Consider the following 13,360-nt stretch of genomic DNA (forward strand, 5'->3'; position numbering starts at 1 on the left):
TATATTGATAATGATAATTGTTTTCATAAAAAGGACTACATAGGAGAAGGGGTTAGGAAATGAAGCGTAGAAAGATTTTCTCAACAATGATGGCGGCTGTTATGGCAACAGGTCTTCTCGCCGGATGCGGAGCCGGAACAAAGGAAGAAGCAAAGCCGGAAGGAAATAAAGCTGCACAGGAACAAGTAGTGAATATTTATACGGCTAGACATTATGAAGTAGACGATGTTCTATACAAGAACTTTACAGATAAAACAGGCGTCAAGGTCAATGTAGTAAAAGGTAAGGCGGAAGAGTTAATCGAACGCTTAAAACGAGAAGGACAGAATACATCTGCGGACGTATTTATTACTGTTGACGGTGGTGTACTGAATAACGCAAAAGAAAAAGATATTCTACAGCCGGTTCAATCACAAACAGTAGACCAGCAGGTGCCTAAGCAATTCCGGGATAAAGACAATCAATGGATTGGACTGTCTACGCGTGCTCGCGTGATCGTATATTCTAAAGACCGAGTAAAACCGGAACAGTTATCTACATATGAGGATTTAGCAACAGACAAGTGGAAAGGTAAAGTGCTTGTGCGTTCTTCTACAAGTCTGTATAACCAATCGCTGATGGCGTCCCTGATCGAGTTGAATGGCGAGCAAAAAGCTGAAGAGTGGGCGAAAGGTATTGTAGCGAATATGAGTCGAGCACCAGAGGGTGGCGACCGTGACCAAGCTAAAGCCATTGCGGCTGGCGTGGGTGATGTAGCGATTATGAATACGTACTATGTTGGAAAGATGATGACATCAAAAGAACAGGAAGAAGTAAAAGCGAGCGAGAAAATCGGCGTCTTTTTCCCTAATCAGAAGACAACCGGCACACATCTGAACATCAGCGGTATCGGTTTGACAAAGCACAGCAAGAATAAAGAGAATGCTGTTAAGCTGATTGAGTATTTAACGGGTGAGGAAGCACAAAGCATGATGTCTAAAGAAAACTTCGAATTCCCGGTAAACGCAAAAGCTGAGAAGCCGGAGTTGTTAAAATCATGGGGTGACTTCAAAGCCCAGGAGATTGATTTTGCCAAGCTTGGCCAGCATAACAAAAAAGCAATCGAAATTATGAATAAGGTAGGCTGGAAGTAAACATGCACCGAGCGACCGTACTGCGCAGCATAAAAAAGAATACAAACGGTTGGTTGCTTATCAGTCTGGTTGGGGCAGCGGTCATTCTGCTGCCCGTTTTTTCTATTTTCTTCTCGCTATTCGAGACGCCAAATGAAAACTGGCAGCACATTAAGCAGTATTTGCTTGCGGATTATGTGCTCCAGACCATTTGGCTTGTATTATTTACTGGGATAAGTACAGTAATTATCGGTGTGGCGCTGGCCTGGCTGATTGCAGCATACGATTTTCCGCTAAAGCGGTTTTTCCGTTGGGGGCTGGTGCTGCCGCTTGCAATCCCGCCGTATATCGCGGCTTATACATACAGCGCCATGCTGAGCTATACAGGCGTCGTACAGACCACGCTTCGTACGTCCTTTGGTATCACACCTGATGCAAAATGGTTTGATATTATGTCGCTTCCAGGCGCGATATTTATTTTTACGATGTTTCTGTATCCGTATGTGTACATGATTACGCGGGCATTTCTCGAGAATCAGAGCGGTTCATACATAGAGAATGCGATGCTGCTTGGACGCAGAGGGGGAGCGATCTTTTTCAGGATTGCCCTGCCGCTGTCCCGTCCGGCTATTATTGGTGGCCTTATGCTTGTCATTTTTGAAGTCATTAGCGATTACGGAGTGACCAGCTACTACGGCATTCAGACGTTCTCGACGGCGATCTTCCATACGTGGTTCGGTATGTATGACGTCGATTCTGCACTACGACTGGCTGCTTGGCTGATGACAGGCGTGATCGGATTGTTCGTTATCGAGAAGCTGCTGCGCCACAATCGGCGTTTTAGCGCATCCACCAGCAAATCGACGCCGCTTGCACCAAAGCGCCTCTCTGGTCTAACAGGTTGGGCCGCTACAGGACTTTGTACGATTGTATTGGCTGGGGCGTTTCTGATTCCTGTCCTTCAATTGATCGTGTGGGCGACTTGGACGTATGAAGATGTATTTACCTCAGCTTTTTTTGAGTTGACCTACAATACGCTGTTCGTCGCAATGATTGCAACAGCGATCATTATGGTGTTTGCCGTTATTGTGGCTAATGTCTGCCGTATGCAGAACAATACATTTTCTTCTATATTGTCTAAGCTGGTGGCTGCTGGATATTCTCTTCCAGGTGCCATTATCGCTATTGGTGTGCTTGGCATGTGTATTGGGCTTGATGAGATGCTTGCGCCGCTGTATGCTTGGATGGGATTAGGGGAATCTCCGCTTGTGTTAAGCATGTCGCTGGTAATGCTGGTTGTAGCCTATGTAGTCCGCTTTATGGCTACAGGATACAATTCAATCGAGGCGGGATTTGAGAAGGTTGGTATGTCTTATACGGAAGCATCTCGTCTGCTTGGATACGGGATGACTCGAACGTTTTTTAAGGTGGATCTTCCGCTGCTTAAAGGAGCATTGCTTAGCGGCACCATTCTTACATTCGTTGAGATTGTAAAGGAGCTGCCCATGGCGCTTCTTTTGCGCCCGTTTAACTTTGAGACATTGGCTACGAAAACCTATCAGTATGCCAGTGACGAACGTATCTTTGAAGCATCAATTCCGTCGCTGTTTATTATTGCCGTAAGTATGATTTCTGTACTTTTATTCTATCAATTAGGAAAGAAGTTGGAACAATGAGTGTTGTTGACGTCCGCAATCTTTCATTTGCATACGCTAAAAAACAGCCATCTATTCTGCATAATGTCTCCTTTACGATTGAAAAGGGAGAGATTGTAGGAATTCTCGGGCCAAGCGGAAGCGGAAAGAGCACGCTGCTGCGCTTGGTCGCGGGACTTGAGATGCCCACCGGGGGAAGGATTGTGATCTCGGAGAAAACGATGGTAGACGAAGGGGTCTACATTCCGCCGGAACAGCGCGGCGTAGGGATGGTATTTCAGGATTATGCGTTGTTTCCACATCTGACAATCGCGAAAAATATAGAGTTCGGTCTGCACCGGATGGATAAGCAACGACGGAGAGCACGTGTAAAAGAAATGCTGGATCTTGTGCAGCTATCCGGATTCGAGAAGCGGTATCCGCATGAGTTAAGCGGTGGGCAGCAGCAGCGCGTCGCTTTTGCTCGTTCTTTGGCTCCAAGCCCCTCCATATTATTGATGGATGAGCCATTCAGCAATCTAGATGCTGATCTGAAATCTTCCATCCGCAGTGAACTGCGGGCGATGCTGAGAAAAGCAGAGATGACCTGTCTGTTCGTAAGTCATGATCAACAGGATGTGGAAGCGATTTGTGACCGGGAAATTACGCTTAGATAAAAATAGAATGATACACAAAAGGGAGCGGTATCTTACCGTTCCCTTTTGTGTGTTCATATAAGAATTATCCTTCAAGCAGAAGTGTTTCCGGATCTTCAAGCAGTTCTTTGACTCTCGTGAGGAAGCTGACGGCTTCTTTGCCATCAACGATTCGATGGTCATATGAGAGTGCGATGTACATCATCGGCCGGTTCTCCGAACGTTCCGCATCAATAGCGACAGGGCGAAGCTGGATCTTATGCATACCTAAGATGCCAACCTGCGGAGAGTTGAGGATTGGCGTAGAAAGCAGGGAGCCGAAAATTCCACCATTGGTGATGGAGAAGGTGCCGCCTTGAAGCTCAGATAATGTAAGCTTATTATCTCTTGCTTTCTTGGCAAGATCAGCTATCTCCTGCTCTAATTCCGCAAAGCTGAGTCGGTCGGCATCGCGAACAACAGGCACGACCAGCCCTTCATTGGCAGCGACGGCAATGCCGATATCATAATATTTTTTTAGCAGAATTTCCTTGTCTTGGATTTCTGCATTGAGCAGCGGATAGGCCTTTAAGGCGCCAACGACAGCTTTTGTAAAGAACGACATAAAGCCGAGCTTAATATTGTGCTGCTCAACAAACTTCTCCTGCCTGCGCTTGCGAACATCCAGGATAGCTGTCATGTCAACTTCATTGAAGGTGGTCAGCATCGCTGCGGTCTGCTGAGCGTGCACCAATCGATCGGCAATCGTCTGCCGGCGTCTTGACATCGGAATGCGCTCGATAGGCTTATCTGAAGCCGAAGGAGTTGCAGGCTGCTTTGGCGAAGGCTTTTGTCCGCCGCTTGCAGACTCTTTCTTGGTGCTTGGTGTTGGCTGTTCTTTATTGGCTTTTACATCATCTGCAGTAATTCGTCCGAGTGGATCACTGCTTTGTACGCTGTGTAGGTCAATGTTGCGCTCCCGTGCCAATCTGCGTGCGGCAGGACTTGCTGCTCGCATACCGCCGCTGCGGCTTTCCTGTTCTTCGTCTGCCTTTGGACTTGCAGCTTCCGTAGGAGCGGGCTCTTCTTTTGGTGTGTCCTGCTTGCTTACTTTGGCTGCTTTCTTCTCTGACTCAGGCGCTTCTGCCTCCGATGAGGCAACATCGCCGCTGTCGATCTGCTTGATGACAGCGACTACCTCTCCAACCTGTACGGTTTCCCCAGGTCCGCGCATGATTTTTTCTAGTCTTCCGTCTGTTTCCGCAGTGATCTCCATATTGACTTTGTCGGTCTCCAATTCAGCCAATACTTCGCCTTGAGAGACGGCATCGCCTTCTGATTTCAGCCACTCGGTAATGGTTGCTTCTGTAATCGATTCTGCAAGCTCCGGTACTTTGACTTCACTCATAGGTATGACCTCCTGCCTTGACTGTAGTAGATTCTGTGAAAAGCAGAGCTTCATTTAAGATGCGTTGCTGCTCCATTTTATGCATCTCGGGCGTTCCTTCTGCCGGACTGGAATGTCTAGGACGGCCAGCATAACGGATAGGCACTTCAGAGATATCGCGTAAGATTGGTTCGACGTACGACCATGCCCCCATGTTTTTGGGCTCTTCCTGCAGCCATACGATTTCTCGTAGTTTTTTGCAGCGGTTTATAACATCCGCTACTTCTTTTTTAGGGAATGGGTAGAGCTGTTCGACACGAGCTATGTGGATTCGCTTATCAGCAATCTCCTTGCCCTCCCATTCTGCTTCTAGATCAATAGCAACCTTTCCTGAGCATAGAATCAGGCGCTCTGCTGTCGCTGTATGATCTTCAAATCCTGGCTGCTCGATGACCCGCATGAAGGAGCCTTCACTGAGTGCTGAAAGCGTCGAGAATGCACGCGGATTGCGCAGCAGGCTTTTTGGTGTCATAATAACGAGCGGCCGAGCTGTCCCTTTTCCGAGCCTAGATGCTTGCCAGCGCAGCATATGAAAATATTGAGCCGCGCTGCTTAGATTGGCAACTGTCCAATTCTTCTCGGCGGATAGCTGCAGGAACCTCTCTAGGCGGGCGCTGGAATGCTCCGGCCCTTGTCCTTCATAGCCATGCGGTAGAAGCAGGACGAGGTTGGAGGACTGTTCCCATTTTGCCCGTCCGGCAGCAAGGAACGAGTCGATAATCACCTGTGCCGCATTTGCAAAGTCTCCAAACTGTGCTTCCCACAGTACCAGCGTATCTTTGGCCAATACATCATAGCCGTATTCGAAGCCGAGTACGCCTGCTTCTGAGAGCGCACTGTTGTAAATAGCAAAAGAAGCGCGTGCCTGTGGGAAGTTCTGCAGCGGAATGAATTGCTCGCCGGTCTTTGAATCATGCAGAACAGCATGGCGATGCGCGAATGTCCCGCGTTCCGTATCCTGTCCGGTGATACGGATGGGTGTTCCATCCATCAGGATTGAAGCAAAAGCGAGCGTCTCGGCAAGCGACCAGTCAATGCCCTTTTCAAACGCTTCCGTTCTTCGCTTCAGTATCCGTTCCAATTTAGAGTATACGTTCAGCTCTTTTGGCCACTGTAGCAGTGCTTCATTCAATTCAATTAGCGTATCGGCCGCAACACGTGTATCGGCAATGGCATCCTCCATCTGGATATTTGCTGATACTTTATGCTGTTCTTGGATATTTTTTGCTTTTTCATACGCTTCTTTTAGCTGGTCATGGATTAATGTTTTCATTTCCTGTACGGCATTTTCTTCGATGACCTTATTTTTTTGCAGAATATCTGCATAAAGATCAGGGACTCTCGTATGTGCTACCACTTTTTCATAGAAAAGAGGCTGGGTAGCGGCTGGATCATCCATTTCATTATGACCATACAGACGATAACCGACTAAATCAATCAAGAAGTCCTTTTTGAATTTCTTCCGGTATTCAAAAGCGAGACGAACCGCTTGAATGCAGGCCAGCGGGTCATCGGCATTCACATGTACGATCGGAATTTCAAATCCCTTAGCCAGGTCGCTTGCATAACGAGTGGATCTAGAATCTTCACTCTCTGTCGTGAAGCCGATCTGGTTATTGGCGATAATATGAATCGTGCCTCCCGTACGGTAGCCTCGCAGCCGGCTTAAATTCAATGTCTCAGCTACGATGCCCTCTCCGGGGAAAGCAGCGTCGCCATGAATGGCAATACGAAATGCTTTCGTTACATCCTGTTTTGGAGGACCTGGCTCATGTCTCTCTTCCTGTGCCGCCCGTGTATACCCTGCAACTACAGGATTGACGAATTCAAGGTGGCTTGGATTGTTCGCAAGCGTCAGACGCATGCTTGCCGAGTTATCTGCTTTCATCTCTCGGTCCGCACCAAGGTGATATTTAACGTCTCCTGTCCAGCCATAATTCATTCCGACCGAGCCTTCAGACGGAACAAGCTCCCGATTCGGGGAGTGATGGAATTCAGAGAAAATCTTCTCAAAAGGCTTGCCAAGAATATGAGCCAACACGCTTAAACGCCCGCGATGCGCCATACCAATCAATACGTGGCGTATACCGTCGCGAGCGCTTTGACGAATCAGCTCATCCATCATCGGAATCAGCATTTCAAGACCTTCAACAGAAAAGCGCTTCTGTCCGGCAAAGGTACGGTGCAGGAACTGCTCGAATTCACCGACTTCCATCAGCTTTCGCAAAATGGCAACTTGATCTTCGTTGCCAAGCGTCTTCTTAAGCTTCCCGGACTCTACCATGCTATTGAGCCAGTTACGTTCCTCAAGGTCATTGATATGCATGAACTGATACGCTGTTGAACTTGTGTAAGCTTCGAGCAGATGTTCGATCACGTCAAGACCTGTGCGAAGCTGACTCGGTGCGTCTGGCCAGATGATTTTAGCGGGGATTCGCCGCAAAGCCTCTTCACTAAGCCCATATGCTTTCGGATCAAGCATCTGTGTATCTGCATCTTCCTCATTTGTAAAGGAATTGATTTTTGAACACAAATGTCCATTCACTCGAATATCGTCGGCCAATTTTGCAGCTGCGATTGCCTTTTGCATAAGCGTCGCAGCGTCTATTCCTGCAACTGTGCCAACCGCTTCCTGTGCTTCGCTGTCATACAGCGGAGGGGCTCCCCATTCATTGAACAATGCTTGAACTTCTGGATCAACAGAGTCGGGGTCATCAAGATACTGTTCATACAATTGATGTACATATCCCAGATTCGGACCTTCTACATTCTGCCACGGCGTTTTTCTTCCCATGTCGTTATCAGCCAAGTTGTGACACCTCCAGCGAGTATAAATAGTGGTAAATTGGGAAGGGCGATACATTCATGTGATAACTTTTCCCTTAATCGTACATTTTGAATACCCTTACCCTATAATCTGCCCAGATAAATCTAAAGTAGATAACTTTTAAAGAAATTGTGGCTATAAAATGTGCCGGGAGCGTTAAAAGTAAGCATACTCGGCTTCGACTTCAGCAGAAATTTTTAATTCTCCGGGCTGGATGGGAGAAGGAGCGCTTTTGGCATAGAGGGACGTTTCAGATGGGGGCGGAACTGCCGTGCCGGATCTTTCGATAATTCGGGTAGGTGCCTTGCCTGCATGCACACCAAGGGTTTGCGCGATCACGACAGCTTTTTGCTGGGCGTTATGAATGGCTAAGGAGATGGCTTGATTGTAGTAAGCTTCCGGTTGGGTGAGCGTAAAGCGAATGTCGGTAACGGTATTTGCTCCGTTGGCTGTAGCTGTGTCAACGATACGCCCGGTCTGCTCAATCTGATCTATTGTAACCTGGAGCAAGTGTGTGACGCTGTATCCGCGCAATGTCTGCTTTCCATCATCATAGTCATACTGCATCTCGACGCGATACGTCACTGTTTTCATGTTTTCTTTAGGAACGCCCAGCGTAAGCAGCGATTGGATAACCTGTGTCATGGCTTGATTGTTTTCTGCCTGTGCGGTTTGGAGGTTTGGATTTTCTGTCACCACACCAAGTGTGATGATGGCTTGATCCGGCGCTGCGGAAACGCTACCTACTCCATAGACCTTGATTATTCTATGGTCATCACGTGCATATGGGATGGGCGTCGTGGGGTGCATTTGTGTGTAATACATAGGAGTCATCCACCTTTCTGATAAGAAATGTACGGTATAATGTACTTATCATCAGGGCGTAAGATTCCTTAAAGATTGATTGGCAGGGAGAGAAAATATAATGAATCCGACATGCAAGATATGTGGAACAGGTACAAGAGAAATATATGATCAACAATTTACTATTCGTTATTACGAGTGTGAACGGTGTGAATTCATCTTCGAGGATGAAGAGAAGATTGTCTCAAGTGAAGAAGAAAAAAAAGAGTATGATCTTCATAATAATTCGTATGAGGATGAAGGATACGTCAATATGTTTAGGGATTTCTACAGGCGAACTGTGGAGAAGTATATCGGGGATGGAAAGCGGGCGCTTGATTTTGGAAGCGGGCCTGAACCGGTGCTTGCCAAGATATTAACGGAGGAATACGGATACTGTACGGATATTTATGATATATATTATGCTCCCGAGAAAGTATACGAAGGCAAGAAATATGATTTGATTACATGTACGGAAGTAGTGGAGCATCTTAAGCATCCAATGGAGTATTTCTCATTGTTCAACAGCTTGCTTGCAGAGGGAGGTCTGCTTGCTGTTATGACACTATATCATCCGCGGGATGATGAGAAATTCTGCCGCTGGTATTATCGAAGAGATCAGACGCATATTGGTTTTTATACGCCAAAAACGATGAAGTATATCGCAGATACGCTTGGGTTGACACTCAAATATATGGATGGAAAAAGGTGCTGCACGTTCTTACGGACAACGAAAGGATAAAGACGAAGAAGGATTGAAGTGGAGATGATTCCATGCTATACTAAAAGATGGTCAGAAAATTCATTTACAACCATATAATTACCCAATTATAGTATAGCATCAAAATTTCTTGATGTCAAGAAGCTGACCAAAAAAGTTATTACAAAGGAGTGGAGCCATGAGTATGGAAGAACAGACGCTGCAAAAAGAACAGAAGCGAGTTGATCGGGTAACGGCATTGATTGGTCAGCGGCTTGATGAGCTAGGACGTGAGGTCAGTGACATCAGGGCGGACGTTGTAGAGATCCGCAAGAACTTCTGGGATGATGTTACGGTCAATTTCGATGACCCGCATGAGGCGCAAGAAACACATGCAAGCATCAAGCAGCAGGCTGAGTTGCTCTCTGAGAGAGAGCGCAGCCATAGCCATATTCAGAATCAGATCAAGACATTAACACGGCTTAGACAATCTCCTTATTTCGGTCGTATTGATTTTAAAGAAGATGGTGAGGCGAAAGCCGACTGTATCTATTTAGGAATTGCTTCGCTTCTTGATGAGAAGCAGGAGGATTTCCTTGTTTATGACTGGCGTGCTCCTGTATCAAGTCTATATTACGACTATCCGCCCGGTGCCGCGCAATATGAGACACCAAGTGGCACGATTGCAGGAATAATAGAACGAAAGCGGCAGTACATGATTCGGGATGGCCAGATTCATAGCATGTTCGACACAGGCGTTACCATTGGTGATGAGCTTCTGCAGGAAGTGCTTGGCAAGCAGGCGGATACGCAGATGAAGAGTATCGTAGCTACTATTCAGAAGGAACAAAATCGCATCATACGCGATGAGCGGAGCCGTCTGCTCGTAGTGCAGGGAGCGGCGGGCAGCGGTAAAACATCGGCAGCACTACAGCGGGTTGCGTATTTGCTGTACCGATACCGGGGGATGCTGCGTGCCGATCATATCATGCTCTTTTCCCCGAATCCCATGTTCAACAGCTATGTCTCGACTGTGTTGCCTGAACTTGGCGAAGAGAATATGCAGCAGACGACATTTCAAGAATATCTTGAGCACCGGCTCGGGAAGACATTCCGCCTTGAGGATTCGTTTGCTCAGATGGAATATACACTTACGGCTATGGATGAACCTGGATACGAAGCGCGTATGGCAGGCATTCGGTACAAAGCAAGCGTGGATTTTATGAAGCTCATCGATCGGTATGCCGAATACCTGGGACGTGAGGGGATGATGTTTAAGGATATCAAATTCCGCGGAAGTACGATAATTTCCGCAGAACGTATTCAGAAGCAGTTCTATGCCCTCGATCCGAGTTTATCCTTGCCGAATCGGATCCAACTGCTTGCTGATTCATTGCTTGAAGAAGTGAGCGCACGAGCTCGGCTGGAGAAGGCGGAGTCGTGGGTAGATGAGGAAATTGAATTGCTTGATAAGGAAGCGTACCTGCGCGCCTATAAAAAGCTGCGACAGGCAAATCGGTATACGGAAGAGTCATTCGATGATTTCGAGCGTGAGCGTGATCTTTTGGCTGCAATGGTAGTTAAGGAGCGTTTCAAACCGGTACGCGCCCGCGTAAAGAAATTGCGGTTTATCGATATGCCTGCAATATATAGCCAGATTTTTGCGGAAGCTACGGCGATTCATTTTTCTGCATCTGTAAGTGAACAACCGGAGTTGTGGCAGGAGATCTGTACACAGACAGTCGGTAGAATAGAGCGCAAGGAGTTAGCCTATGAGGATGCTGTACCGTATCTTTACTTGAAGGAGCGGATAGAGGGATTTCAGACTAACACATCCATTCGGCATGTATTTATTGATGAAGCACAAGATTATTCACCGTTCCAGTTTGCATTTATCAAAGGGTTGTTTCCACGCAGCAAAATGACGGTGCTTGGTGATCTGAATCAGGGAATCTACCCCCATACCGACAAGGAAACAGGCTTTGCGCCGCTTCTTTCCCTGTATGAAGGTGAAGCGACACAATCCTTCATCCTACAGCGCAGCTACCGCTCTACGAAGCAGATTTCAGAGTTTACACGCAGGTTGATTGCCGGTGGAGAGACAATTGAGCCGTTCAACCGCAGTGGAGAGAAGCCGGCAGTCATACGGGTAGCAGACAAAAAAGATCGTGTGAAGCGTATCATTGGGCTTATTGGAGCGCTAGAAGCGCGCGGACATAAAACGATCGGCGTGATTTGCAAAACCGCGCAGGAGAGCGAAGAAGCATATGAAGCGCTCCGTCATGAAGTACAACTTCGGCTCATCAAAAAAGAGACGTCTTCTTATGAACCGGGCGTGCTTGTCATTCCATCCTATCTGGCTAAAGGTGTTGAATTCGATGCCGTAATTATTTATGAAGGATCGCAAGCGCAGTACGGCAGGGAGAGTGAGAGGAAGCTATTCTATGCCGCATGTACTCGGGCCATGCATGAGCTTCATATCTTCTTCACAGGGAAGGTAAGTCCGTTTATTGCTGCGCTTCCCCCAGATTTATATGAATAGAGATTCTTATTGAAATATGGTGTAAATCATATGAGAATGAGAGGAGGTTCATGCCGCGTTGAGATTATGATAGGTGGGGAAGAGAATGGAGCTTAGACAGATTCAATACTTCATTGAAGTAGCCAGACGAGAACATGTAACTGAAGCGGCACTTGCTCTGCATATCGCACAATCAGCTGTCAGTCGACAGATTTTTAACCTGGAGGCTGAGCTTGGCGTTGACCTGTTCATTCGAGAAGGAAGGAATGTGAAGCTAACACCGATTGGTCGAGTGTTTTTGGAGCACATGCAGCAGGCGATGCAGATGATTGATAAGGCGAAGCGAGAGGTGGAAGAGTCGCTTGATCCGGAGAAGGGAACGGTGCGTATTGGTTTTCCAAGCAGTCTAGCTGCGTATACGCTGCCGACTGTTATCTCTGCGTTTCGCGAGAGCTACCCGCATGTGAAATTCCAACTTAGACAAGGGGCGTATCATTCTTTGGTCGAGTCGGTAATAAAAGGGGATATCGATCTGGCACTGCTCGGCCCAATGCCCAAAGGAGTAAAGGGGATTAAAGGCCAAATCTTGTTCCTTGAAAATATCGTAGCCTTACTTCCGGCCAATCACCCGCTTGCAGATAAGTCATCCATTATGCTGCATCAGTTGCGGAATGATTCATTTGTGCTGTTTCCTGAAGGCTTTGTTCTGCGTCAGATCATTATGGAGGCGTGTCAGCAGATTGGATTTAAGCCTGCTGTATCCTTTGAGGGAGAAGACATTGATGCGATAAAAGGGCTCGTGGCGGCCGGGCTCGGCATTACACTTATTCCAGAAATCACACTCATCGACAGTATTCCTCGGACGACGGTTAAAGTACCGATTAGCGAGCCTGCCGTTACACGTACGGTAGGTGTTATCGTTCCAAGCGAGAGGAAGCTGCTGCCTACAGAAGAGCTTTTCTATAAGTTTCTCACACAATTCTTTACGGTATTAAATGAGTTTGAAAAATAAAAGGGGCTTTTTAGACAGCCCCTTTTGCCTTGCTGTCTGCTTAGTCAGCAATGATTTCTTTTATCCTGCCGACTTGTCCATCCGTCAGTCTGACCTTAATTCCGTGTGGATGAAAGCTTGCCTTCGTTAGAATATCCTTCACGATGCCGCGCGTAGTTACTCCTGTTCGCTGATCCTTTTTTAATACAATGTCTACATGAAGGCCGGGAGAGATATCTTTACGATATTGTCCGCTCATTTACACACCTGTGCGTTTGCGCTGATTGTTTGGCTTTTTTGTTTGCTGACTTTTCATCTTTTGTGTTGTTTTCGTATGCGATGCAGCGTGCTTCGTGCCGGATTGTTCTAGCTTCTTCTGTGCAAGCTTCTGCTTGATCGCTTCCTGTAGGCTGATTTTTTTGCGTTCAGGAGCATCAGTGCTCGGCTGTTGATGTTCTTGTTTATCCATATAGGTAAATCTCCTCTTCATCTCAGAATGCCAAAGGAATGTGATGCATGGCGATTATGTTTTGGTTCATATAGGGAATATTATAGTATAACGGAAGAATAAAAACACCTCTATAGACAGAGCGTATATGAGCAGATTGCTATTTGTATTTTGACACATGAAGTGGTATGCTTATCACTGG

General features: G+C 46.9%; 11 protein-coding genes. 6 read left to right on the plus strand and 5 right to left on the minus strand.

Features of this window, described 5'->3' with window-relative positions; all coding sequences use genetic code 11:
• Positions 1-59 precede the first annotated feature (59 nt).
• Genes AB3351_RS18000 through AB3351_RS18010 form a run of 3 tightly spaced genes read left to right on the plus strand, consistent with a single transcriptional unit; the run spans position 60 to position 3,423 of the window.
• The gene (locus AB3351_RS18000) at positions 60-1,133 is read left to right on the plus strand and encodes a Fe(3+) ABC transporter substrate-binding protein (RefSeq protein WP_371148537.1); all 1,074 of its coding nucleotides are present in this window, start codon (positions 60-62) and stop codon (positions 1,131-1,133) included.
• Between the two features lie 2 nt (positions 1,134-1,135).
• Entirely contained in the window at positions 1,136-2,788 is a 1,653-nt protein-coding gene (locus AB3351_RS18005; protein ID WP_371148538.1) for an ABC transporter permease, read from the plus strand.
• Positions 2,785-3,423, plus strand: a complete 639-nt coding sequence (locus tag AB3351_RS18010; protein ID WP_371148539.1) for an ABC transporter ATP-binding protein — start codon at positions 2,785-2,787, stop codon at positions 3,421-3,423. The genes AB3351_RS18005 and AB3351_RS18010 overlap by 4 nt, the downstream gene beginning before the upstream one ends.
• Before the next feature lie 64 nt (positions 3,424-3,487).
• On the opposite strand, the gene odhB is transcribed toward AB3351_RS18010, so the two are convergent.
• From odhB to AB3351_RS18025, 3 genes are all read right to left on the minus strand, one after another.
• On the minus strand, positions 3,488-4,789 hold the full coding sequence (gene odhB, locus AB3351_RS18015) for a 2-oxoglutarate dehydrogenase complex dihydrolipoyllysine-residue succinyltransferase (protein WP_371148540.1): 1,302 nt from the start codon (positions 4,787-4,789) through the stop codon (positions 3,488-3,490).
• Complete coding sequence (locus AB3351_RS18020; RefSeq protein WP_371148541.1) at positions 4,782-7,637, minus strand: 2-oxoglutarate dehydrogenase E1 component; 2,856 nt, start codon at positions 7,635-7,637, stop codon at positions 4,782-4,784. Before AB3351_RS18020 ends, odhB begins: the two co-directional genes overlap by 8 nt.
• Positions 7,638-7,811: 174 nt before the next feature.
• Entirely contained in the window at positions 7,812-8,480 is a 669-nt protein-coding gene (locus AB3351_RS18025; protein WP_371148542.1) for an SIMPL domain-containing protein, read from the minus strand.
• A gap of 100 nt (positions 8,481-8,580) precedes the next feature.
• Between AB3351_RS18025 and AB3351_RS18030 the strand changes: the two genes are divergently transcribed.
• The 3 genes from AB3351_RS18030 to AB3351_RS18040 all read left to right on the plus strand — a co-directional run bounded on the left by AB3351_RS18030 (position 8,581) and on the right by AB3351_RS18040 (position 12,731).
• Positions 8,581-9,240, plus strand: a complete 660-nt coding sequence (locus tag AB3351_RS18030) for a class I SAM-dependent methyltransferase (RefSeq protein WP_371148543.1) — start codon at positions 8,581-8,583, stop codon at positions 9,238-9,240.
• A gap of 157 nt (positions 9,241-9,397) precedes the next feature.
• Positions 9,398-11,740: an RNA polymerase recycling motor HelD gene (helD, locus tag AB3351_RS18035; RefSeq protein ID WP_371148544.1), complete on the plus strand. Its 2,343-nt coding sequence runs from the start codon at positions 9,398-9,400 to the stop codon at positions 11,738-11,740.
• An 85-nt stretch (positions 11,741-11,825) separates the two neighbouring features.
• Positions 11,826-12,731 carry a LysR family transcriptional regulator gene (locus AB3351_RS18040; RefSeq protein WP_371148545.1) on the plus strand — a complete coding sequence of 302 codons (906 nt, stop codon included), beginning with the start codon at positions 11,826-11,828 and terminating at the stop codon, positions 12,729-12,731.
• Between the two features lie 40 nt (positions 12,732-12,771).
• Here AB3351_RS18040 and AB3351_RS18045 read toward each other — a convergent pair whose 3' ends face one another.
• Both AB3351_RS18045 and AB3351_RS18050 read right to left on the minus strand, forming a co-directional pair.
• Positions 12,772-12,969 (minus strand): YwbE family protein, encoded by a 198-nt coding sequence (locus AB3351_RS18045; protein WP_371148546.1) that lies wholly within the window; start codon positions 12,967-12,969, stop codon positions 12,772-12,774.
• Complete coding sequence (locus tag AB3351_RS18050) at positions 12,970-13,179, minus strand: hypothetical protein (RefSeq protein ID WP_371148547.1); 210 nt, start codon at positions 13,177-13,179, stop codon at positions 12,970-12,972.
• Between the last annotated feature and the right edge of the window lie 181 nt (positions 13,180-13,360).

It is taken from the genome of Aneurinibacillus sp. REN35 (assembly GCF_041379945.2).
Lineage (GTDB): Bacteria > Bacillota > Bacilli > Aneurinibacillales > Aneurinibacillaceae > Aneurinibacillus.

Coding starts and splice junctions, on each gene's coding strand:
- odhB (WP_371148540.1), bottom strand. CDS start 4,789: ATGAGTGAAGTCAAAGTACCGGAGCTTGCAGAATCGATTACAGAAGCA.
- AB3351_RS18045 (WP_371148546.1), bottom strand. CDS start 12,969: ATGAGCGGACAATATCGTAAAGATATCTCTCCCGGCCTTCATGTAGAC.
- helD (WP_371148544.1), top strand. CDS start 9,398: ATGAGTATGGAAGAACAGACGCTGCAAAAAGAACAGAAGCGAGTTGAT.
- AB3351_RS18005 (WP_371148538.1), top strand. CDS start 1,136: ATGCACCGAGCGACCGTACTGCGCAGCATAAAAAAGAATACAAACGGT.
- AB3351_RS18030 (WP_371148543.1), top strand. CDS start 8,581: ATGAATCCGACATGCAAGATATGTGGAACAGGTACAAGAGAAATATAT.
- AB3351_RS18025 (WP_371148542.1), bottom strand. CDS start 8,480: ATGTATTACACACAAATGCACCCCACGACGCCCATCCCATATGCACGT.
- AB3351_RS18050 (WP_371148547.1), bottom strand. CDS start 13,179: ATGGATAAACAAGAACATCAACAGCCGAGCACTGATGCTCCTGAACGC.
- AB3351_RS18010 (WP_371148539.1), top strand. CDS start 2,785: ATGAGTGTTGTTGACGTCCGCAATCTTTCATTTGCATACGCTAAAAAA.
- AB3351_RS18000 (WP_371148537.1), top strand. CDS start 60: ATGAAGCGTAGAAAGATTTTCTCAACAATGATGGCGGCTGTTATGGCA.
- AB3351_RS18040 (WP_371148545.1), top strand. CDS start 11,826: ATGGAGCTTAGACAGATTCAATACTTCATTGAAGTAGCCAGACGAGAA.